Source organism: Leucobacter ruminantium, from assembly GCF_017565705.1.
Lineage (GTDB): Bacteria > Actinomycetota > Actinomycetes > Actinomycetales > Microbacteriaceae > Leucobacter > Leucobacter ruminantium.
The window spans coordinates 30899-51205 of sequence record NZ_JAGDYL010000012.1 but is presented as its reverse complement, the minus strand read 5'-3'; the positions used below and the strand labels follow the sequence as shown (position 1 = coordinate 51205).

The 20307-nt window shown below is 71.7% G+C and carries 19 protein-coding genes and 1 pseudogene; 13 read left to right on the top strand and 7 right to left on the bottom strand.

The features are described 5' to 3' along the window. The first annotated feature begins 231 nt into the window (after window positions 1-231). Together galE and J4H91_RS08485 are read left to right on the top strand one after the other, a co-directional pair. A complete protein-coding gene (gene galE, locus J4H91_RS08490; protein WP_208045829.1) occupies window positions 232-1251 on the top strand; it encodes a UDP-glucose 4-epimerase GalE in 1020 nt (339 codons plus the stop codon). Between the two features lie 9 nt (window positions 1252-1260). Next, the gene (locus J4H91_RS08485) at window positions 1261-2049 is read left to right on the top strand and encodes an NAD-dependent epimerase/dehydratase family protein (RefSeq protein WP_208045828.1); all 789 of its coding nucleotides are present in this window, start codon (window positions 1261-1263) and stop codon (window positions 2047-2049) included. Window positions 2050-2092: 43 nt separating this feature from the next. Here J4H91_RS08485 and J4H91_RS08480 read toward each other — a convergent pair whose 3' ends face one another. Further along, window positions 2093-2440, bottom strand: a complete 348-nt coding sequence (locus J4H91_RS08480; RefSeq protein ID WP_208045835.1) for a hypothetical protein — start codon at window positions 2438-2440, stop codon at window positions 2093-2095. A gap of 58 nt (window positions 2441-2498) precedes the next feature. After that, window positions 2499-3863 (bottom strand): O-antigen ligase family protein, encoded by a 1365-nt coding sequence (locus tag J4H91_RS08475; protein WP_208045827.1) that lies wholly within the window; start codon window positions 3861-3863, stop codon window positions 2499-2501. Window positions 3864-3908: 45 nt separating this feature from the next. Between J4H91_RS08475 and manA the strand changes: the two genes are divergently transcribed. From manA to J4H91_RS08450, 5 genes are all read left to right on the top strand, one after another. Beyond that, window positions 3909-5180, top strand: coding sequence for a mannose-6-phosphate isomerase, class I (manA, locus tag J4H91_RS08470; RefSeq protein WP_208045826.1), 1272 nt, complete (start codon window positions 3909-3911; stop codon window positions 5178-5180). Between the two features lie 177 nt (window positions 5181-5357). Beyond that, the gene (locus J4H91_RS15545) at window positions 5358-5642 is read left to right on the top strand and encodes a WhiB family transcriptional regulator (protein WP_424960833.1); all 285 of its coding nucleotides are present in this window, start codon (window positions 5358-5360) and stop codon (window positions 5640-5642) included. Window positions 5643-5819: 177 nt separating this feature from the next. Further along, on the top strand, window positions 5820-8819 hold the full coding sequence (locus J4H91_RS08460) for a glycosyltransferase family 2 protein (protein ID WP_208045824.1): 3000 nt from the start codon (window positions 5820-5822) through the stop codon (window positions 8817-8819). Beyond that, window positions 8816-10210 (top strand): DUF5719 family protein, encoded by a 1395-nt coding sequence (locus J4H91_RS08455; protein ID WP_208045823.1) that lies wholly within the window; start codon window positions 8816-8818, stop codon window positions 10208-10210. The genes J4H91_RS08460 and J4H91_RS08455 overlap by 4 nt, the downstream gene beginning before the upstream one ends. Before the next feature lie 32 nt (window positions 10211-10242). Continuing rightward, the gene (locus J4H91_RS08450) at window positions 10243-10686 is read left to right on the top strand and encodes a metallopeptidase family protein (protein ID WP_243752807.1); all 444 of its coding nucleotides are present in this window, start codon (window positions 10243-10245) and stop codon (window positions 10684-10686) included. Between the two features lie 13 nt (window positions 10687-10699). Here the strand turns inward: J4H91_RS08450 and J4H91_RS08445 are convergent, their stop codons facing one another. Next, window positions 10700-11890, bottom strand: a complete 1191-nt coding sequence (locus tag J4H91_RS08445; protein WP_243752806.1) for a low temperature requirement protein A — start codon at window positions 11888-11890, stop codon at window positions 10700-10702. Between the two features lie 150 nt (window positions 11891-12040). After that, on the bottom strand, window positions 12041-12802 hold the full coding sequence (aqpZ, locus tag J4H91_RS08440) for an aquaporin Z (protein WP_208045822.1): 762 nt from the start codon (window positions 12800-12802) through the stop codon (window positions 12041-12043). Window positions 12803-12913: 111 nt separating this feature from the next. On the opposite strand from aqpZ, the gene mtrA reads away from it, so the two are divergent. The 3 genes from mtrA to J4H91_RS08425 are packed head-to-tail and all read left to right on the top strand — an operon-like array spanning window position 12914 to window position 17010. Beyond that, window positions 12914-13597 carry an MtrAB system response regulator MtrA gene (mtrA, locus tag J4H91_RS08435; protein WP_208045821.1) on the top strand — a complete coding sequence of 228 codons (684 nt, stop codon included), beginning with the start codon at window positions 12914-12916 and terminating at the stop codon, window positions 13595-13597. Window positions 13598-13609: 12 nt separating this feature from the next. After that, window positions 13610-15343 (top strand): MtrAB system histidine kinase MtrB, encoded by a 1734-nt coding sequence (gene mtrB, locus J4H91_RS08430; RefSeq protein ID WP_208045820.1) that lies wholly within the window; start codon window positions 13610-13612, stop codon window positions 15341-15343. Beyond that, a complete protein-coding gene (locus J4H91_RS08425) occupies window positions 15340-17010 on the top strand; it encodes an LpqB family beta-propeller domain-containing protein (RefSeq protein ID WP_208045819.1) in 1671 nt (556 codons plus the stop codon). Before mtrB ends, J4H91_RS08425 begins: the two co-directional genes overlap by 4 nt. A 164-nt stretch (window positions 17011-17174) precedes the next feature. Here the strand turns inward: J4H91_RS08425 and J4H91_RS15540 are convergent, their stop codons facing one another. After that, window positions 17175-17423 carry a hypothetical protein gene (locus J4H91_RS15540; RefSeq protein WP_243752805.1) on the bottom strand — a complete coding sequence of 83 codons (249 nt, stop codon included), beginning with the start codon at window positions 17421-17423 and terminating at the stop codon, window positions 17175-17177. A 156-nt stretch (window positions 17424-17579) separates the two neighbouring features. Between J4H91_RS15540 and J4H91_RS15975 the strand changes: the two are divergent. Beyond that, window positions 17580-17804 (top strand): annotated as a pseudogene (locus J4H91_RS15975) (hypothetical protein); the annotation flags it as partial. Here J4H91_RS15975 and J4H91_RS15535 read toward each other — a convergent pair. Beyond that, entirely contained in the window at window positions 17724-17993 is a 270-nt protein-coding gene (locus tag J4H91_RS15535) for a hypothetical protein (protein ID WP_243752804.1), read from the bottom strand. The pseudogene J4H91_RS15975 and the gene J4H91_RS15535 sit on opposite strands and share 81 nt — an antisense overlap. Here J4H91_RS15535 and hpf point away from each other — a divergent pair. Continuing rightward, entirely contained in the window at window positions 17992-18621 is a 630-nt protein-coding gene (gene hpf, locus J4H91_RS08415) for a ribosome hibernation-promoting factor, HPF/YfiA family (RefSeq protein ID WP_208045818.1), read from the top strand. The two genes, J4H91_RS15535 and hpf, sit on opposite strands and share 2 nt — an antisense overlap. Window positions 18622-18755: 134 nt before the next feature. On the opposite strand, the gene J4H91_RS08410 is transcribed toward hpf, so the two are convergent. Further along, entirely contained in the window at window positions 18756-19580 is an 825-nt protein-coding gene (locus J4H91_RS08410; protein ID WP_208045817.1) for a polyprenol monophosphomannose synthase, read from the bottom strand. A 192-nt stretch (window positions 19581-19772) separates the two neighbouring features. On the opposite strand from J4H91_RS08410, the gene J4H91_RS08405 reads away from it, so the two are divergent. After that, entirely contained in the window at window positions 19773-20288 is a 516-nt protein-coding gene (locus J4H91_RS08405; RefSeq protein ID WP_341783487.1) for a Fur family transcriptional regulator, read from the top strand. Window positions 20289-20307: the final 19 nt, after the last annotated feature.

The window sequence follows — 20307 nt, the reverse complement described above, 5'->3', positions numbered from 1 at the left end:
GGCCCGCGGACCCGCCCGCCCGGAACCGATTCCCGGCGCCGCCCGCCGCGCGGCCGCCGCGCCGCCCGTCGCCGCGGGCCGCCCGTCGCCGCGCGGCCCGCGGCCCGGCGCCGGCGTGCGCCTCGCAAGGGGTCGCGTATGGGGGTTCCGAGGCCGCCGAAACCCCCATACGCGACTCCTCGCGCGCCGATGCGCGACCGCCCGCGCGAGCCGACCACTACGATTGACCGCATGCGTGCATTGCTGACCGGTGGCGCCGGGTACATCGGAAGCCATACGGCGCTCGTGCTGCTCGAGCAGGGGCACGAGGTGCTGGTGCTCGACGATCTCTCGAACGGCAGCCGCGAGGCGCTGCGGCGGGTCGAGGAGCTCACCGGCGGGCGCATCGACTTCGTGCGCGCCGACCTCGCCGACGCCGCGGCGACGCGCGCCGCCCTGGCCGACCGGAGCTTCGACGCCGCGATCCACTTCGCCGGGCTGAAGTCGGTGGGGGAGTCCGTCGAGCAGCCCGTCCGCTATTACCGCGTCAACCTCGATTCGACGCTGACCTTGCTCGACGTGATGGGGGAGCGCGGCGTCGATCGGCTCGTCTTCAGCTCCTCCGCGACCGTCTACGGGGAGCCGCGGACCGAGCTCATCGCGGAGGATCACCCCACCGGGGCGGGGCTCAGCAACCCCTACGGCTGGACGAAGGCGATGAACGAGCGGATCATCGCCGACGCCGCGGCCGTCCGGCCCGAGCTGCGCGCGGTGCACCTGCGCTACTTCAACCCCGTGGGAGCGCACCCCTCGGGCCGCATCGGGGAGGACCCGCGCGGCCTTCCGAACAACCTGATGCCCTTCATCGCCCAGGTCGCGGTCGGGCGCCGCGAGCGGCTCTCGGTGTTCGGGGACGACTACCCGACCCCCGACGGCACGGGCGTGCGCGACTACATCCACGTCATGGATCTCGCGGAGGGCCACGTCGCGGCGCTCGTCCGCGCGGAGCCCGGCGTGCAGGCCTACAACCTCGGCTCGGGGCGCGGCACGAGCGTGCTCGAGGCGGTGCGCGCGTTCGAGGCGGTGTCGGGACGGCCGGTGCCCTACGCGATCGAGCCGCGCCGCGCGGGCGACCTCGCGACCGTGGTCGCCGATCCCTCGCTCGCGCTCGATCGGCTCGGCTGGCGCACCCGCCGCGACTTCGCCGAGGCCTGTCGCGACGCCTGGGCCTGGCAGTCGGCGAACCCCGACGGGTATCTCGATTCGCCCTAGGATCGGCACATGGACGTCGCGAGGAGCCACTGGGCGATCACGGGCGCCGCAGGCGGCATCGGCCGGGCGCTGCGGGCGGCGCTGCACGATCGCGGCGTGCGGCTGACGTCGACCGACGCGCGCCGGTTCTCCCCGCTGGGCCCCGACGAGTCGGTCGCGCTCGCCGATCTCGACGATCTCGACGCCCTGACGGAGCTGTTCGCGGGGGCCGACGGGGTCATCCATCTGGGGGCGATCCCCGACGAGGCGGATTTCCACGACCTCGCGACGGTGAACGTCGTCGGCACCTATCACGTGCTGGAGGCGGCGCGGCGCGCCGGCGTGCCGCGCGTGGTGTATGCGAGCAGCAATCGCGTCACCGGCATGTACCCGGCGAGCACCGCCGTCTCGCCCGAGCAGCCGCCCCGACCCGACGGCTTCTACGGCGTCTCGAAGGTCGCCGGCGAGGCCCTGTGCCGGCTCTACTCCGACAAGTTCGGGATCGCGACGGTCGTCGTGCGCATCGGCAGCTACGAGGAAAGGCCCGGTTCGGCCCGCGACCAGCGCACCTGGCTGAGCCCCGGCGACGCCGTCCGGGCCTTCCTCGCCGCCATGACGACGCCGGAGCGCTGGGCGGCGTTCTACGCCGTGTCCCGGAACGAAGGCGGCTGGTGGGATCTCGACCCGGGCGCCGCCATCGGGTTCGAGCCCGAGGACGACGCGGCCTCGCACGGGCCGCCCGAGCCGTTTCCTGCCGAACAGCCGCAGGGCGGTCCGTACGCCGCCGCGTCGTACTCGATCGAGCGCATGCGCCGGTAGACGCGGCCGGTCGCCCGGCCTCGGGTTCGCCCCCGCCTTCGCGTCAGACCTCGAGGCGGGCGGCCGCGGCCCACACGCCGCGCGTGAGCTCCGGCACCTGAGCCGCGATCTCCCGCAGCAGCTCGAACTCGGCGCGGTCGGCGTTGCGGCGGTGCTCGTCGGCGTCGGGGCCGGCCGAGCGCGCCGCGAGGCGGGCGAGCGAGAACTCCGCGAGCTGGCCGCGATCCTCGAGCATCTCGTCGCGCAGCGACAGCACCACCAGCTCGTCGACGTCGGGCACCTCCGAGATCGCGATCGCCGGATCCTGACCGTCCCGCATGCGGTGCTCGAGCAGCACGTCTCGCTCGAGCCTCGCGTTCGCGCGGAGCTGCTGCAGCCGGGCGGTGGTCATCGTGCTCACCGCTTCACCGTACCAGCCGGACCCGGGGGCATCGGCGTCGCGGGCCGGGCTACGCGGCCTGCTCGCGAGGGATCGGCACCCGCCGCCAGGGCTCCTTGCGCGGCTCGGCCTCGAGCGACGGCAGCTCGAAGTCGAACCGCGACTTCACCGCGAGCAGCACGAGCAGCAGCCAGCCCCCCTCGATGAGGATGCGGCTCTCGGTCAGCGACTGGACGATCAGCGCGATCATGACGAGGAGCGGCCACAGCGCGCTCGTCGCGTAGGGGAGCGGGGGCCCGTGGCCGCGCCGCGGCGGGTCGACCGCCCGGAACCACACCCGCCACAGCGTGAGCACCACGAGCGGCGCGAAGACGAGCACGCCGACGATGCCGAGCTGCAGCCAGACGTCGAGCCAGGCGTTGTGCGCGCTCATCACGGGGATGCCGGCCTTCACGTCGAGCGACTTGAACGGTTCGGCCCACGGCGCCCAGTAGCTGACCCAGCCCCAGCCGAACCAGGGCCGCTGCTCGGCGAGGTCGATGACCTTCTGCCAGGTCTCGAGGCGGCCCGTCATGTCGCCGCTCTTGCCGAGCAGGCCGAACACGAAGTCGCGGGCGAAGAGCACGGAGGCGAGCGCGGCGGTGACGAGCGCGACCGCGGTGATGTAGAGGGGTGCGCGTCGCTCGGGGCCGAGTCGGCGCGCGGAGAGGGCGAGCGCGAGGCCGACGATCACGGCGATGAGCGCGACCGTGTTGCCCGCCCCGCGGGTGAGCAGGATGGTCGCCACCGCGACCAGCACCCAGAACCATCCCGTGAAGCGGCGCACGAGGCCGGCCCGCAGCTGGATGCCGAACACGATGAGTCCGAGCAGGCCGAGGAAGCCCAGCAGGATGGAATTGCCCAGAAGCCCCTGGATCGGGCCGCCCGAGAGCAGTTGGTCGCGGCTCCAGAGCAGCAGCTTGGAGTCGTTGCTCGAGAGGTCGTCGGGGAGGAAGTTCTGCGTGACGGGCTGCCGTACGACGAGCGCGACCCACAGCTCGAACACGAACGACAGGCCGATGAGGTAGCGCAGCGCGGTTCCGAGGGTGCGCAGCACCTCGTGCCAGGTGAGCACGAAGGCGAGCACCACGGCGAGCACGGTCGTGGCGAGCTGGGCGAGCACGCCGAGCACGCTCTCGACCCGGTACTGCGACCAGGCGATCGAGAGCACGGCGAGCCCGAGGAACCAGTAGAGGGGAGACGGCAGGCGGTACCAGCGGAAGCGCGCCGGTTTCAGCCGCACGAACAGGACGATGCCGAGCGCGGTCATGCCGACGGCGAGCGCCAGGAAGCCCGGCCAGCCGACGGTGTTGCGCAGTCCGTTGCTGCCGAGGGTGAGGATGAAGACGCAGATCGCATACGCGCTCACACCCAGTCGGGTCCTGCTCTCGGCCATAGTCGGTATGGTAGAGCATCGCATATCCGGGCGAGGCGGGAGACCATGCTGATCTTCATCGAAAACACCCCGCGCGCCTACGCGTGGGGCTCGAGGCGGGCGCTCCCCGAGATGCTGGGCACGCAGCCGACGGGCGAGCCGCAGGCCGAGCTGTGGCTGGGGGCGCACCCGGGAAGCCCGGCCTCGGTCGCGAAGGCGACCCCGCAGAAGCACACGCTCATCGATCTCATCGAGAGTGACCCCGAACTCTACGGCGTGAACGGCGGGCAGCTGCCGTTTCTCCTGAAAGTGCTGGCGATCGGGGCGCCGCTCTCGCTGCAGGTGCATCCCGATCTCGAGCAGGCGCGCGCCGGCTTCGAACGCGAGGAGGTCGCGGGGGTGCCGAGGGATGCGAGGGATCGCAACTACGGCGACCCGAACCACAAGCCCGAGCTGTTGGTGGCGCTCAGCGAGGTCACCGCGCTGAGCGGCTTCCGTCCGCTCGCCGAGGCGCGGGCCGATCTCGCCGGCCTGGCGCGCCTGGCGCGCATGGCGGGTCTCGCGGACGGCGCGGGCGCCCTCGAACGGGTGGCCGAGCGGCTGCAGGGGAGGGATCCCTCATCGCTGCGACCCGACTTCCTGGTGTGGGCGTTCAGCGCCGATCCCGTGGTCGAGGCGGCGGTCGCGGCCATCGCGGGAATCCCGGACGAGCTCGTCGACGAGGGAACGGAACCCGGCCCGCATCGGCGAGCCGCGCTCCGGGAGCTCGTCTCCACCCACCCGGGAGATCCGGGCGTGCTGGTGTCGCTGCTGCTGCACCTCGTGCGCCTCGATCCGGGTGAGGCGATCTACCTGGAGGCTCGGCATCTGCACGCCTATCTGGGCGGCATCGGCGTCGAGGTGATGGCGGCGTCCGACAACGTGCTGCGAGCCGGCCTCACCGAGAAGCACGTCGACATCGGCGAGCTCTGCCGCATCCTCGAACCCGACGAGCTCGCCGAGCCGCGCTTCCCGTGCGCCGAGCTCGCTCCGGGGCTCGTGGCCTGGCGTCCAGACGTGCCCGACTTCCAGCTGCTGCGCGCGCGGCTGCGCGATCCCGAGGCCACGCGCCCGGCGCGCGCGCTGCCGGGCAGCGCCGAGGCGGTCTCGGTTCGCGCCGAGCACCCGCTGGTGCTCATCGTCACCGCGGGGAGGGTGCGGGTCGAGCGGCCCGACGCGGAGTTCGACGAGGTCGCCACCCCGCGGAGAGGGCAGTCGCTCTACGTGTCGGCGGGTTCGCCGATCCGGATCACGGGGGAGGGCGAGGCCTTCATCGCGACCGTCGGCGCGGGCGCCTGATGCGTCGATTGCGACACGCAGGCGTGTCAACGAACTTCAAGCGGGCATTGAGGGTTTAAACTCTCCCGGCTTGACTTGGGCGAATCACACCGGTGTAATTGTCTGTGACGTCCGGCGGCCGCCTGGCGTTTCGGCCAGGAGGGGAGCGCACGAGTGGACGACGCCTCGAACTCCCCGGTGCCTGGCAATTGGTTCGTCGATCCGGTCTTCCTCGGCATTCCGGTCCGCCGCCCAGAAGAAGAGGCCCTCTCGTGGCAGGCCGACGCGCTCTGCGCGCAGACCGACCCCGAGGCCTTCTTCCCCGAGAAGGGCGGCTCGACGCGCGAGGCGAAGCGCATCTGCGAGAGCTGCGAGGTGCGCTCCGAGTGCCTCGACTACGCGCTCGAGAACGATGAGCGCTTCGGCATCTGGGGCGGGCTCTCCGAGCGCGAGCGCCGCAAGCTGCGCCGCGAGGCCGGCTGATCCTTCGCTCCTCCGCCGCTGGTTGAGCGAGGAGCTTGCGACGAGTCGAAACCGTCGGGTCGAATCCGAGGATCGTGATTTCGACTCGGCTGCGCCTCGCCCGCTCGCGACGCAATTGCGGCTTGCCGGGCATGGCTCCAGTGCACACGCATCTTCCGCACCTAGACTGAGCCCGATATGCGCACGAGAGTAACCGCCGTTCTCGTCGCCCAGAGGGGCGGCGACTGGCTCGACGAGACGATAGCGGGGATCGCTGCTCAGACGCACGCTCCCGACACGATCGTGGCCGTGAACAACGGCGGCGGCTCGCGGGTCGGTGACCAGCTGATCGGCAGCGGCGCCGCTCACGTCGTCGGCCTGCCGTCGCGTCTGCCGTTCGGGCAGGCCGTGCAGCACGCGCTCCACGTCGACGCGGTCGCGGGCCGCGACCCCGAGCAGGAGTGGATCTGGCTGCTGACCGAGGATTCGTGCCCCGAGCCCGAGGCGCTCGATCACATCATCAGCAGCGTGCAGCGCGCCCCATCGGTGGTCGTCGCCGGCCCCAAGCTCGTCGACTGGGATCGTCCCGACCGCATCATCGAGCTCGGACAGAGCCTCACTCGCTACGGCTCGCGCTGGCTGCTGCGCAGGCAGGAGCTCGACCAGCAGCAGTACGACCACATGCAGGACGTGCTCGGGGTCGGGCCGGTCGGCATGCTCGTGCGACGCGACATCTGGGAGCAGCTCGGCGGCTTCGATCCCGCGTTCCCCGTCTACGACGACGGACTCGACTTCTGCGTGCGCGCCCGCCTCGCCGGGTACCGCGTCGAGGTCTCGCCGGCCTCCCGCATCCGCTTCGCGCGCAGCGGCGTCGCGGGCCCGCACATCGACCGTCGCCGCTCGCTCATGCGGGTGGCGCACCGGCAGGCGCGCACCGCTCAGCTGCACCGGCGCATCGCCTACGCGCCCGCCGTCGTGGCGTTCTTCGAGTGGCTGGGCCTGCCGCTCTACGGCCTGCTCCGCATGCTGTGGTCGCTCATCCGCGAGCAGCCGGGTCAGATGCTCGGCGAGCTCGCCGCGGCGTTCGCCGTCTTCTTCCGCCCCGACCGGATCCTCGCATCGCGCCGCCGCATCAAGGCGCACTCCTCCGCCGGATGGGCCGCGATCCGACCGCTCCGCATGGATCCGAAGAGCGTGCGCACCGCGCGCATGATCGACCGCGAGGCCATCCTCGCCTCGACGGGACGGCAGAGGCGCGAGCTGCATTTCGTGTCGTCCGGCGGACTCGCCGTGCTCTCCTTCGCCGTGGTCGCCGCCGCTGCGTGCACCTGGTGGGCGCTCGCGGAGACGAGCCTCACGGGAGGCGGCATCGCGCCGCTCAGCCCGCTCGGCGAGCTCTGGCGCAACACGCGGCCCCTCGACGGCGTGCCGGCCGATCCCTTCACCTGGGTGCTCGCGCTGCTGGGATCCCTCACCTTCTGGAACCCCTCGCACGCCCTCGTGCTGCTGCTCGTCGTCGCCATCCCGCTGACGGCGCTCGGCGGCTGGATCTGGGCCGCGCAGATCACCGAGTCGAAGGCGGGCCGCGCACTCGTCGGCGTCGGCTTCGCGCTCAGCCCCATGCTGCTCGACTCGCTCAGCGGGGGCAGGCTGCCCACCCTCATCCTCACGATCGTGCTGCCCTGGCTGCTGCTCGCCGCCACCCGCTGCCGAGAGTCGTGGAGCTGGGCGGGCACGGCGTCGCTGCTCGCCGCTGTCGCCCTCGCGTGCGCTCCCGTGCTGATCCCGGCGGCTCTCGTGCTGCTCGTGGCCGGGCTGTTCACCACCCTGCGAGGCGCAGCCAAGGTGCTCACGACGGCCCTCGCGACGGCGGTGCTCTTCGCGCCCAAGATCGTGACTGCGCTGCTGCAGGGCCGACCGCTCGACATCATCCTCGACCCGGGCCTCACCTCCGCATACGAGCCCGGCAGCATCCGGCACATGCTGCTCGGCTTCCCCGAGTTCGGGCTCGAAGGCTGGGGCGGCATCTTCGACGGGATCGGCCTCGGCGCCCCGCCGGCCACCCTGCTCGTCGGCGCCCTGATGCTGCTGATCGCCCTGCTCGCGCTCGTCGGCCTCTTCACCGGGCGCGTCGCCGTGACCCTGTTCAGCTCGCTGCTCGGTGGCCTCGGCATGCTCACCGCTCTGGTCTCCTCGCAGCTGCACATCGGGCTGCAGGGCAACGAAGCGGTCGCGATCTGGACCGGCTCGGGCCTCGCCGTCTACTGGCTGGCCGTGCTCACCCTGGGGGCGGTTGGCGCAGAAGCCCTCGGCCGCGCCTCGACGCCGGTCGTGGGCGTCGCGCTGCTGACCGCGATGATCGCGGTGGCGCCGATGATCGTGCAGCTGGCGCTCGCTCAGACCCCCTTCGAACCCGGCCGATCGCAGATGCCCGCGCTCGTGCAGGCGGCGGGCGAGACCGACCCGGGCGTGCGCACCCTGATCGTCACGGCCGAGGGATCGCACTCCGTGCGGGTGCGGAGCGTCGTCGGCACCGGGGCGCGCCTCGATCAGGTGCGCACCGCCGACGAGCCGCCGGTGGTGACCGCGGACGATCGCGATCTCGCCGAACTCGTCGGCGGGCTCGCGAGCACGGGCGGCCGCGATATGAGCGAGCAGTTGCGATCGGAACGGATCGCCTTCGTGCTGCTCAGCCCCGACGGCGACGAAACCGAGCGCGCCGAGCTGCAGCGCGTCTTCGACCAGCACGCCTCGCTCTCGAGCGCGGGTGTCACTCAGCGCGGTCTGCTGTGGCGCGTCGCCGACGCACAGCCGGGCTCGGTCGAGCACGGCGACGCCGAGACGCGGCTGCGGGGCACCTCGATCACCGGGCACACCATCTGGACGGTGCAGCTCGTCGTGCTGCTCGGTCTCGTGCTGCTCGCGCTGCCGACCGGCGAGGTCGTGGAGCGCCCGGCGCGCCGCAAGCGCCCCTCGAGGCGCAGGCGGGCGAAGGCCGCTGCCGGTGCGGGACCCGCCGCGGTCGCGGGTGAGGGATCGCCTTCCGCGGCCGTGGTCGATGCCCCGGAGCCCGAGACCTCTGACACCCCGGAAGCCCCCGGCACCTCGGAAGACCCCGGCGTCCCCGATGATCCGGGCTCCCCGGATTCGCCCCCGGCGTCGACGGGCCCCGAGAGCGATGAGGAGGTCGGACGATGAGCGGCACGTCACGCATCCTGCGCGGTACCGGGCGCGCTGCGATCGGCGTCGTCGTGGTCGCCGTCGCGGCGACGGCGGTCGTCGTGCTCGGCGGCGTTCCGCTGCCGGCCGTCGAGCGCACCCCGCCGTCGGTCGAGGTCGACACCATGCAGGACAGCACGCAGCGCCTCGTGTGCGCGGGCGCCTTCTCGGTGCTCGGCGCCGATCCCGCGCGCCCCGAAGCCGCCATCCCGGTCGGCGCCCCCGTCGTCTCGGTCGCGGGCGAAGCCTCCGAGACCGCGTCGCTCGCGCGGCCCGAGGGCGGCGACGGCCCTCCCGAGGTGCTCGCGGCGCCTTCGGGGACCCCGCTCGCCGCGGCCCAGGTCCAGTCCGTGGACGCCGACACCGCGCGCGGTGTCGCCGCGAGCAGCTGTGCCACGCCCCTGAACGAGCAGTGGTTGCTGGGCGGCGACACCATGACCGGTGTCACCACGACCCTCAGTCTCGGCAACCCCGGCGCCGTGCCCGCGACCGTGCAACTGTCGCTCTACGACGAGAACGGGCCCGTGGTCGGCGGCCAGACCGCGGCCGTGCTGGTGCCGCCCGGCTCCGAGCAGACGGTCGCGCTCAACGGCTACGCCCCCGAACGCGGGCGTATCGCGGTGCGAGTGGTCAGCACGGGCGCCCCGGTCACTGCGAGTCTCGGCATCGTGCAGTCGCTCGCCATCGAGCCCTTCGCGCTCGACACGGTCACGCGGCAGAGCGCGCCCGCGGAACGGCTCGTGGTTCCCGGCGTGACGAACATCCACCGCGCGAGCGACCGCGGCCCGAACGATCTCGAGGACACCGAGCCGTTCAAGGTGACCGTTCGGGTGCTCGCCCCCGGCGACGGCGACGGTAAGGCGCGCGTCACGGCGCTCGACGACGGCAAGACGATCGACCTCGGCGAGATCGGCCTGGTCGGCGGGCAGATCTCCGAACTGCAGGTGCCGAGCTGGCCGAAGCAGGCGAACGCCGTGGTGATCGAGGCCGACGTGCCGGTCGTGGGCGGCGTCATGGGTTCGGTCGACACCGACAAGGCGCACGACTTCGCGTGGTTCGCTCCCGCCCCCGAACTCGCAGCCGAGACTCCCGTGGCGGTTCCCGTGGTGAGCGGCGGCAAGCTGGTGCTCGCGAACCCGGGCGAAGGGGAGGCAGAGGTCGAGATCGACCCGATGGGCGAGGGCAAGTCGCGCAAGGTCGAGGTGCCCTCGGGCGCCGCGGTCGTCGTCGATGCTCCGGCGAGCGCGACGCTGACGAGCTCCGCCCCCGTGCACGCGGGCGTGCGATACGCCGAGGGCGCAGACCTCGCCGGGTACCCCGTCCTCGGCGCGCTGGAGCGCGACGGCGTCCTGACCGTCTACACCCGCTGATCCGGTCGTCCGGTCGCGATAGACTGGTGGGCATGTTCGGCCGCCAGCGTAGAACGGAGCGCAGGGCGCCGATCCCTCGCGGCTCCCGTCACGGTCGCCGCCCGATCCGTTCCTCGATCACCGGGCCGAGTCTGCCCGACCCGAGCGCGCGCGTGGTGCGCTTCGAAGTAGAGGCGCGCGCCGCCGTCGAACTGCTGCAGTCGCTGCTGCCCGACGAGCTCCGCGGGGTGCAGTTCGGCTTCCAGACCGTGCCGAACGGTCTCGGCGAGAGCGAGCTGCCGATGCTCTACTCGATCGACCGCGCCTCGCGCACGATCGTGCTCTATCGCATGCCGATCCAGCGGGCGAGGGGCCTGCACGTCGATGACGACGAGCACCGCCGCTACTTCATCGAGCACTGCGCCTACCGCGCGGTCTGCGAGTACCTCGGGCGCGAGCCGTGGGACCTGCTGCCGGGCAGGTTCGACCACTTCTGACCTCGGCGCTCGCTCAAGCGGCGGAGGCCCGCCGACTCCGGCGAATCCGCTGCACCTCGATCGTGGCGACGGCGAGAACCACGCAGAGCGCCGCGCCGACCACCGTGACCACGGGCAGCATCGCGCATGCGACGACCGCGGCGGTGGCGAGGAGGAACACCGCCGACGCGGTGCCGGAGATGCGGGTGCGCAGCAGGATCAGCCAGACGACCGCCATGAACACCGCGACGGGCACGCTCAGCGAGAGCGAGGCCGTTGTCGCCGTGAAATGCTCCGGCTCGCCCGAGAGCAGGTCGAGCTCGACCTCGATGCCCGCGGAGATCGCGCCGACCGCGGCGAAGAGCAGGTAGTGGGCGTAGCCGAAGCCGAAGCCGGTGCGGGTGGAGTCGAGCTGCTCGCCGTACTCGTGCGAGAAGTACATCCACCACACGCCGGCGGCCAGCACGAGGCCCGCCGCTGCGAGGCCCACCACGCCCTCGGCGTGCTCGCCCGAATTCAGCGCATCGATGATCGCATTCGCGGAGGCGAGCAGGCTCTCGCCGAGCAGGATCAGCACGAACAGGCTGTAGCGCTCCGCGATGTGGTGCGGATGCCACGGGGTGGTCCGGGCGCGCTCGGCCCATACGGGCACCAGCACCTCGAGCAGCATCGCGGGCCAGAAGGTCCAGAACTGCACCTCGGCGCTGAAGGCGATGCGCACCACCCACAGGCACTGCACGGAGGCGATGCCGATCGCGTAGCGGAGCGCGACTGCCCTGAGCTCCGGGTCGGATACGGCGAGCCGCATCCACTGCGTCACCATCGCGAGCCGCATGATCACGTAGCCCCAGGTGACGGTAGCCCACTGGCCGTCGGCCATCGCATCGTGCACCCCCGCTGCGAGCACGAGCACTCCGCCCATCTGCACGATCGTGGTGACCCGGTAGAGCCAGTCGTCGGTGTCGAACGCCGAGGCGAACCAGGTGAAGTTCATCCACGCCCACCAGATGGCGAAGAAGATCATGACGTACGAGAGCACCGCGGCCCCCGCGTGGCCCTCGGCGATGCCGTGGTGCAGATTCTGCGATGCCTGCGAGACGGCGATGACGAAGACGAGGTCGAAGAAGAGCTCGAGCGGGCTCGCGACCCGGTGCTGCTGGTGCGGGTCGCGACCCGACATGCGCACGAGGCCGAATCTGCTCAGCACGGTGGTGCTCATGCTCATGTCTGCTCCTGGGAGAAAGGGGTCGAAATGGGATCCTCATGAATAGAGTGCGCCGATCCCTCGAAAAGTGACGCGTGCCCTCCGTCGGAGTTCCGCGCGAGGGGGTCGATCTCGACTCGGCTATGCCTCGCTCGGCCGGCGGCACGTCGTTCAGCTGAGCGGCGGCACCTTTTCGATCGGCTCCCGCAGCCCCGCGAGCAGCGGGCGGAACAGGAACCCGCCGAGCAGGCCGCCGATGATCGGGAACACGATGAACGCCCACACCTGGGCGAGCGCCTCGGGGCCGCCGTAGATCGCCGACGCGATCGAACGGGCCGGGTTGACCGAGGTGTTCGACACCGGGATCGAGATGAGGTGGATGAGCGTCAGCGAGAGGCCGATCGCGAGACCGGCGAAGCCGGGCGCCGCCTTCGGCGAGGTCGCGCCGATGATCACGAGCAGGAAGATCGCGGTCAGGATGATCTCGACGAGCGCTACCGAGAGCAGGCTGTAGCCGCCGGGCGACTGCTCGCCGTAACCGTTCGAGCCGAGCGTGCCCTCGTAGCCGCCGGGCTGCCCGTTCGCGATGAGGAAGAGCAGGGTCGAGGCGACGATGCCGCCGAGGATCTGCGCCACGATGTAGCCCAGCGCATCCTTCCATGCGAAGCGGCCCGCCGCCGCGAGGCCGAGGGTGACGGCCGGGTTGAAGAAGCCGCCCGAGACGGGGCCGAAGGCGTACGCCCCGACGACGACGGTCAGGCCGAAGGCGAGCGCGACGCCGAGGAATCCCACGTTGACGGGGTTGCCCGGGTCGCCCGGGAAGCCCGCGGCGAAGACCGCTGTGCCGACGCCGCCGAACACGAGCACGAAGGTGCCGATGAACTCGGCTCCGAGCCTCGCCGCGGTGGTAGGGGTCTGGTGTGAATCGGTCATGATGCTCCTTCGCGAACCGGCCTGCTGAGAGCCGGGATGGTGCTCCCCGGGTTTTTCACAGGATATCCCTTTCGGCGCGCCGCGGGGCCGGCAGCGGTCATAATGGGACTCATGAGTGCGCGAATCCTGGTCGTGGACGACGATCGAGCTCTGGCGGAGATGCTGGGGATGGTGCTGCAGACCGAGGGCTTCGAGACCCGCCACTCGGCCGACGGCGCGGAGGCCGTCGAGGCCTTTCGCGAGATGCGCCCCGATCTCGTGCTGCTCGACGTGATGCTCCCGAGCCTCGACGGCATCGAGGTCTGCGAGCGCATCCGCGCGGAGTCGGGCACTCCCATCATCATGCTCACGGCGCGCACCGATACGCGCGACGTGGTTCGCGGGCTCGAGGCCGGCGCCGATGACTACGTGGTCAAGCCTTTCAACCCGGCCGAGCTGATCGCGCGCATCCGAGCGCGCCTGCGCGAACCGCAGCAGGACGCGAGCGAGACGCTGCGCGTCGGCGACCTCGAGATCGACGTCTCGGCGCACGAGGTACGGCGCGGCTCCGAGCCGATCCCGCTCACCCCGCTCGAGTTCGATCTGCTCGTCATCCTCGCGCGCAAGCCGCAGCAGGTCTTCACGCGCGAGGTGCTGCTCGAGAAGGTGTGGGGCTACCAGTACAAGGCCGACACCCGGCTCGTGAACGTGCACGTGCAGCGTCTCCGGGCGAAGATCGAGCAGGATCCCGACCGTCCGACCATCGTGACCACGGTGCGAGGGGTGGGCTACCGCGCGGGCGCGCCAGTCGAATAGGTGGACGGGGTCGTGACCCGCGCCGGCCGCTCTCGGCTCTCGCTCGCCCTCCGCAGACTGCGGCTGCGCTGGACGCGCGTCACGCAGCCCGTGCTCGGCCCGTTCCGTGCGCGGTGGCGGCGATCCCTCATGGTCCGAACCATGACGATCACGGGACTCGTCACCGGCTTCGTGGTCCTCGTCTCGGGCGTCTTCATCCTCACGAGCATCGGCGGCGACCTCTACGCGGCGAGGCGCGACCAGTCGCTGCAGGACTCGGCGCGCGCGACCCTCGCGGCGCAGCGCCTCATCGACGCCTCGGACGCCTCCGACCGCAGCGCTCTCTCGACCCTCGTGGGCAACGTACGGCGCACTGTGCAGGACGCCTCGGCGAGCCAGATGGTCTATCTGCGCAGGCAGCCGGGGCAGGCCCCGCTGCCCGAGGCGCCGCCGCCCTCGACGACGAACCCGGTGCTCGTCGACGCCGTGACGCCCGAGCTCTCCCGCGCCCTCGTCACCGATGAGCAGCCGCAGCACTGGCAGGCGGTCACCTTCGTCGCGGAGGACGGCACGCCGTCCGTCGGCATCGTGGTCGCGTCGAGCCTCACCCTGCCGGCGGGCGCGGGCGTCTACGATCTCTTCATCGGCTACAACCTCGACGATACGAGGCAGACGCTCGCGTTCATCCAGCGCACCCTGTTCATCGCCGCCGCCGCGATGATGGCGTTCATCGGCGTGCTCGTGTGGATCATGACGCGAATCGTGTTCCGTCCCATCCGTGCGGCGGCAGCCGCGAGTCGCAGACTCGCGGCGGGCGAATCCGACGCCCGCATGTCGCGGCAGAACGACGAGCACTTCGACATGCTCTCCGACGGCTTCAACGATATGGCCGACACGCTGCACACCCGCATCCAGGAGCTCGACACCCTCTCCGAGATGCAGCAGCGCTTCGTCTCCGACGTCTCCCACGAGTTGCGCACCCCGCTCACCACGATCCGCCTCGCGAGTCAGGTGCTGCAGAGCTCCTCCGGGGGGCTCGAGCCGGGCCAGCAGCGTGCCGTCGAGGTGCTCGGCACCCAGATCGACCGCTTCGAGTCGCTGCTCGCCGACCTGCTGGAGATCTCCCGCTACGACGCGGGCCGCGTCACGCTCGAGACGGAGCCGACGGGCCTCGTCTCCCTCGTGGAGGAGGTCGTCGAGGGCCTGCGCCCGCTCTCCGACAGCGTCATCGAGGTGCGGCCGCTCGGAGGATACGTCACCATCGACGTCGACGCGCGCCGCATCCGCCGCGTCATCTCCAACCTCGTGGGCAACGCGATCGAGCACGGGGAGGGGGAGCCCGTGATCGTGACGATCGACTCCAACGCCTCGGCGGTCGCCGTCACCGTCCGGGATTCGGGCGTGGGCATGCGCGAGGAGGATCTCGAGCACGTCTTCGACCGCTTCTGGCGAGCGGATCCCTCGCGGAAGCGCACCCTCGGTGGAACCGGCCTCGGCCTCGCGATCGCCCGCGAGGATGCGACGGTGCACGGCGGCGTGCTGGAGGCGTGGTCACGGCTCGGCTTCGGCTCCGTGTTCCGGCTGACGCTGCCGCGCGGCGAGGGGGTCAGGAGCTTCGTGTCGCCGCTCACGCTCGTGCCGGAGGAGATCCTCGCCGAGGAGGGCGATCCGAAGGCGACCGGCGGTTGGCTGCGGAGGCCGCGGCTGTGGAGTTCGAGGAGCGAGGGATCCGGGGCGGGACCCCGCCCGAAGGAGGGCAGGCGATGAGCGCGCGACCCAGGGGGATCGCGGTCGCGGCGCTCGCCGCGGTCGTCGCGATCGGTCTCGTCGGCTGCGAGGCGGTGCCGGGTTCGGGGCCGGTGGAGCCGGGGCTCTCCGATCTGCGCCAGGCCGAGCAGTACGTGCAGTTCAATCCGCTCGGCCCCGTCGCGGGATCGAGTCAGGAGGACATCGTGCGCGGCTTCGTGCAGGCCGCCGCGTCGAGCGATGAGGACTACGCGGTGGCGCGCGAGTTCCTGGTACCCGGATACGCCGATCAGTGGGATCCGTCGTACGGCGTGCTCATCGACGACGGCAGCCGCCCGTACACCGCGGAGGGCGAGACGGCGGGCGCGCTCGAGCTCGACGCGATCGCGAAGGTCGATGCCGAGGGCGTGCTGCTGCCCGTCGCTCCAGGACCGAGCACCGATATGCGATTCGAGTTCGAGCAGGTGGCGGGCGAGTGGCGCATCGCCTCGGCGCCCGCGGGCATCATCCTCGACCGCGCGACCTTCACCGCGGTCTGGTCGTCGCACCAGCTCTACTTCGTGGGAGCGGATGGTCGGCTCGTGCCCGAGAGCCGCTGGTTCCTCAGCCGGGCCGCGATCGCGACCGAGATCGTGAACGGCCTGCTCGCCGGCCCCGGCGAGCGCATGGCGAAGGTGGTGCACAGCGGCTTCCCGCCGGGCACCGCGCTCGCGAGCGGCGCCGTCACCGTGGTCGACGGCCGGGCCCGCATCGACCTCACGAGCGAAGTGCTCGACGCGGGCCCCGAGGTGACCGAGGAGATGTACCGGCAGCTGCGGGAGAGCCTGCGCACGGTCTCCGGGGTGAGCGGGGTCGACCTGCTCGCCGACGGCACCGAGGTGCGGTTGCCGGCCGACGTGCGCGAGGAGCAGACGCCGGTGGCGGAGTCGTCGAACCCGTCGGTGCTGCGCGACGGGGCGTTCGGCACCGTGGCTTCCGGGGAGTTCATCGATCTCGGCGGCATCGGGAGGGCCATCGCCGTGGCCGCCCCCAACGCCATCACGCTCGCCCCGGACGGCGGCTCGGCAGCGGTGCGGAGCGCCGACGGTGTGAGCCGCGTCGAGGAGGAATCCCGGACGCCGGTCGATTCGCGGGCAGGGCTGCTGGCGCCGAGCTACGACTCGCTCGGCTACATCTGGACGGTCGACGCGGCGGGCGAGCTGCTGGCGACCGGTACGTCGGGACAGAACCTCCGCGTGGCGGCTCCGTGGCTCGCCGGTTCGAGAGCGGTGGCGGTGCGCGTGTCGCCCGACGGCAGCAGGATCGCGGCCCTCGTCCCCGCGGACGAGGGATCGGGGACGGTGCTCGTGGCGGGCGTGATCCGCGACGCCCAGGGCGTGCCGACCGCCACCACCGAGGCCGCCGACGCGCAGATGTGGGTGACGGGGGATCCCCTCGACCTCGACTGGATCGATCCCCTCCGCTTCGCCGCGCTGAGCGGGGCGGGCGCAGCGGCCAAGATCACGGTCGGCGGGCCCGGTCTCTTCGCCAACGAGCAGGGATCGGTGCCCGAGGGGGTGCAGATCTCGAGCGGGGGCAGTCGCGCGCAGCTGCGCGTGCTCTCGGAGGACGGTGAGCTCTACATGTCGCAGGGCAACGGGTGGCAGAAGTCGCTCGGCGGCGTCGACGTGCTCGCGAAGCGCGGGTAGGCGCCCCGGGGCTTCCTGCCGCCGATCGAGCGCGCGCGGCACCCCCGTTGATCGAGCGAGGCGGAGCCGAGTCGAAATCACCCCGCTTCTCCCTCCACAGGCTCGATTTCGCGAGGGATCGCGTGAAGTTGTTCGAGCCGCCGCCGCGGGCCTTCTCCGCGCACTCACGAGCGGGCAGGATCCCTCGCATGGACCTCTTGCGCATCGCCCGCGATCTCGTGCTCGATCTGCTCGCCCTGCTGTGGCCGACCGCCTGCGTCGCCTGCGGGGCGGTCGACCGCGACTGCTGCGAGGCCTGCCTCGTCGAGGCGCGCACGGTCTCTCCCGTCGTCACGCGCGACATCGGCGTGCCCTGTTTCGCGGCCGGCCCCTATGAGGGCCCGCTGCGCGCGCTGCTCGTGGAGTTCAAGCACGCCGGTCGTATCGGCTTCGCCCGGCCGCTCGGGGAACGCCTGCGCGCGCCGCTCTCCGAGGCTCTGGGACTGTGCGCCGGGCCGTCCGCCCCGCTGATCGTGGCGGCGCCGTCGCGGCGCTCACGGGTGCGGCGGCGGGGGTATCGGCATGTCGAGATGCTCGTGACCGCAGCGCTGCGGGGCCAGCGTCTCCGGGTGCTGCGGGTGCGACCGCTGCGCGCTCGTCGCGGCCGCACCGCGCAGCTCGGCCTCGACGCCGGCGAGAGGGAGCGAAACGCCCGGAGGATCGCCGTACGGGGCTCATGCGGCAAACTCCTGGCAGGCCGCGAGGTGGTGCTCATCGACGACGTCGTGACGACGGGCGCGACCCTGCGCGCGGCAGCGCTGGCGCTGGAATCGGCGGGTGCCTCGGTGGTCGCCGCCGCGGTGCTCTGCGCGGTCGAGCGGCGCGACGGAGGAGCTGCGGAAGCGGGAGGTGGCAGCCGCGAAGGCGAACGCGGTAGAGTTCCGGAAAGGCGTAACGGTGCGCCACACTGGCCCACCCGCCTGAGTCACCTGGGAGGTCACCATGGACGTGAACATCCGCGGCAAGAACGTCGGTATCACCGATCGTTTCGAGAACTACGTCGAAACCAAGACGGAGAAGGTGGCGGGCCTGCTGCCCAAGGCGCAGGCGTTCGAAGTCAGAGTCTCGCGTCAGAGCGACCGCAGTCCGAAGCACGGCGATCGGGTGGAGATCACGCTCATCGGCCCGGGTCCCGTGATCCGCGCCGAATCCGTGGGTGGAGACAAGTATTCGGCCTTCGACATGGCCTACGGCCGGGTGCTCGAGCGCATCCGAAGGTTGAAGGACCGCAAGCAGGATCGCCGCGGCCGGGGCCGCATCTCGCTGGCGGATGCAGCGGCTCACGACTTCGCAGAGGTCGATCTGACGCCGGCTCCCGCGGAGGTGATCGACGCGGTCGCGACGGGCTCGATCCCGGTCGCGAGCCAGGAAGAGGAGGACTACTCGCCGGTGGTCATCCGTGCGAAGGAGTTCCCGGCCGAGAGGCTCTCGGTGGAGGAGGCCGTCGACCAGATGGAGCTCGTGGGCCACGACTTCTTCCTCTTCGTCGAATCCGGTTCCGAGCGGCCGAGCGTCGTCTACCGCCGCAAGGGATGGAACTACGGTGTCATCTCGCTGACCGACGAGAGCTGACGTCGCGCGCGAAGGGGGTGGAGCCGCTTCGGCGACTCCGCCCCCTTCGCCTGCGCGCCGCACTGCGTGCAGGCCGGTGGGTGCGCCCGCTCTCGTCTACGGCGGCACGCTCGCTCGACTCGGCGCACCCCTCCTCAGGCCCTGTCGTCCCCACCGTCTCCTCTGCGCGGGAAGCGGAGCCGCCAGCTCCAGCGGAGCACGCCGAGCAGCGCCTCGCACACGATCGCGTACGACATCTTCGATCGGCCGCCCGCGCGCTCGACGAAGGTGATCGGCACCTCGACGATCGGGCAGCCGAGACGTTCGAGCTCCCACGCGGTCTCGACCTGGAATCCGTAGCCCTCGGACTCGATCCCGTCGAGGTCGAGCTGCGAGAGCCAGCGGGTGTCGAGCACCCGGAACCCGCTCGTGAGATCGTGCAGCCGCGAGCGCAGCGCGATCCGTGCGAAGGCGGTGCCGCCGCGCGAGATCCACCGCCGGTGCCGCGCCCACCCCACGATCTCGCCACCGGGCACCCAGCGGGCGCCGATCACCAGGCCCGCGCCCGTCTGCGGCGAACGCGATCCCTCGCGGACCGCCGGGTCGGGCCCCTCGGCCGATCCCTCGTCCGCGCCTTCGGCGGCGGCGAGCAGGAGCGGCAGATCCTCGACGCGGTGCGAGCCGTCGGAGTCCATCTCGACGGCGTAGCGGTAGCCGTGCTCGATGGCGTGGCGGAACCCCAGCACGTACGCCGTTCCGAGCCCGAGCTTGCCCGGGCGGTGGCGCACCGAGACGCCCGGGTGCCGGCTCGCGAGCCGTTCGGCGATCTCGCCCGTGCCGTCGGGGCTGGCATCGTCGATGATGAGGATCCTCGCCGCCGGCAGCAGTCGCAGCACGCCTTCGACGGTGTCGGGCAGCGTGCGGCGCTCGTCGTAGGTGGGGAGGATGACGAGGGCGCCCTCCCCGCGGCGGCAGCTCATCCCTCCATACTGGCGCATGGGCGCTGAGAGGGATCGGGCGGGCCTCCCCGGCCCAGTCGGCTGAGCGAAGCGGAGCCGAGTCGAAACCGAGGAGACGTCCGTTGCTTTCGACCGGCTGGCGCTCGCTGAATCAGCGTGCATAAGTCCCGATCTCTACTTTTGTATGAATCAAAATAAGGGTAGGATGTGGGTGTGAGCGCTTCGGGATCCCTCCTCGAGTTGGCGACCCCCGCCGACTGGGCAGACGTGCTGCGCGAGCACGGCCTGCGCGCGACCACGGGCCGCCTTGCGGCGCTCGACTACCTCCACACCCACCCGCACAGCTCGGTCGCCGATGTGCACGGCGCGCTCGCCCGGCGGCTGCCGTCGCTCACGCTGCAGTCGGTGCACAACATCGCCCACGACCTCACCGAGTGCGGAATCCTGCGTCGCATCGACCTGCCCGACGCGGGCAGCGCGCGCTACGAGACCCGCACCGGAGACAACCACCATCACGTGCAGTGCGTGGTGTGCCACCGCATCGAGGACGTCGACTGCGTCGTCGGTGCGGCGCCGTGCCTCTCGCCGGACGACGCTCGCGGCATGCGGCTGCTCGAGGCCGCGGTCACCTTCCGCGGCATCTGCGAGGAGTGCGATCGGGAGGGCGGAGCGCGCGAGGGCGCCGTTCCGAGCGCCACCGAATCCCGGCGCTCAGCGGCCGCTCGATGAGCGTCGGCGGTATCCACTA

Excerpts from the sequence above, each read along its gene's own strand:
- J4H91_RS08480 (WP_208045835.1), bottom strand. The coding sequence starts at position 2,440 with ATGACCACCGCCCGGCTGCAGCAGCTCCGCGCGAACGCGAGGCTCGAG.
- hpf (WP_208045818.1), top strand. The coding sequence starts at position 17,992 with ATGGACGTGAACATCCGCGGCAAGAACGTCGGTATCACCGATCGTTTC.
- galE (WP_208045829.1), top strand. The coding sequence starts at position 232 with ATGCGTGCATTGCTGACCGGTGGCGCCGGGTACATCGGAAGCCATACG.
- J4H91_RS08425 (WP_208045819.1), top strand. The coding sequence starts at position 15,340 with ATGAGCGCGCGACCCAGGGGGATCGCGGTCGCGGCGCTCGCCGCGGTC.
- J4H91_RS08410 (WP_208045817.1), bottom strand. The coding sequence starts at position 19,580 with ATGAGCTGCCGCCGCGGGGAGGGCGCCCTCGTCATCCTCCCCACCTAC.
- J4H91_RS08445 (WP_243752806.1), bottom strand. The coding sequence starts at position 11,890 with ATGAGCATGAGCACCACCGTGCTGAGCAGATTCGGCCTCGTGCGCATG.
- J4H91_RS08485 (WP_208045828.1), top strand. The coding sequence starts at position 1,261 with ATGGACGTCGCGAGGAGCCACTGGGCGATCACGGGCGCCGCAGGCGGC.
- J4H91_RS08475 (WP_208045827.1), bottom strand. The coding sequence starts at position 3,863 with ATGGCCGAGAGCAGGACCCGACTGGGTGTGAGCGCGTATGCGATCTGC.
- J4H91_RS08460 (WP_208045824.1), top strand. The coding sequence starts at position 5,820 with ATGCGCACGAGAGTAACCGCCGTTCTCGTCGCCCAGAGGGGCGGCGAC.
- manA (WP_208045826.1), top strand. The coding sequence starts at position 3,909 with ATGCTGATCTTCATCGAAAACACCCCGCGCGCCTACGCGTGGGGCTCG.
- J4H91_RS08455 (WP_208045823.1), top strand. The coding sequence starts at position 8,816 with ATGAGCGGCACGTCACGCATCCTGCGCGGTACCGGGCGCGCTGCGATC.
- J4H91_RS08450 (WP_243752807.1), top strand. The coding sequence starts at position 10,243 with ATGTTCGGCCGCCAGCGTAGAACGGAGCGCAGGGCGCCGATCCCTCGC.
- mtrA (WP_208045821.1), top strand. The coding sequence starts at position 12,914 with ATGAGTGCGCGAATCCTGGTCGTGGACGACGATCGAGCTCTGGCGGAG.
- J4H91_RS15535 (WP_243752804.1), bottom strand. The coding sequence starts at position 17,993 with ATGGTGACCTCCCAGGTGACTCAGGCGGGTGGGCCAGTGTGGCGCACC.
- aqpZ (WP_208045822.1), bottom strand. The coding sequence starts at position 12,802 with ATGACCGATTCACACCAGACCCCTACCACCGCGGCGAGGCTCGGAGCC.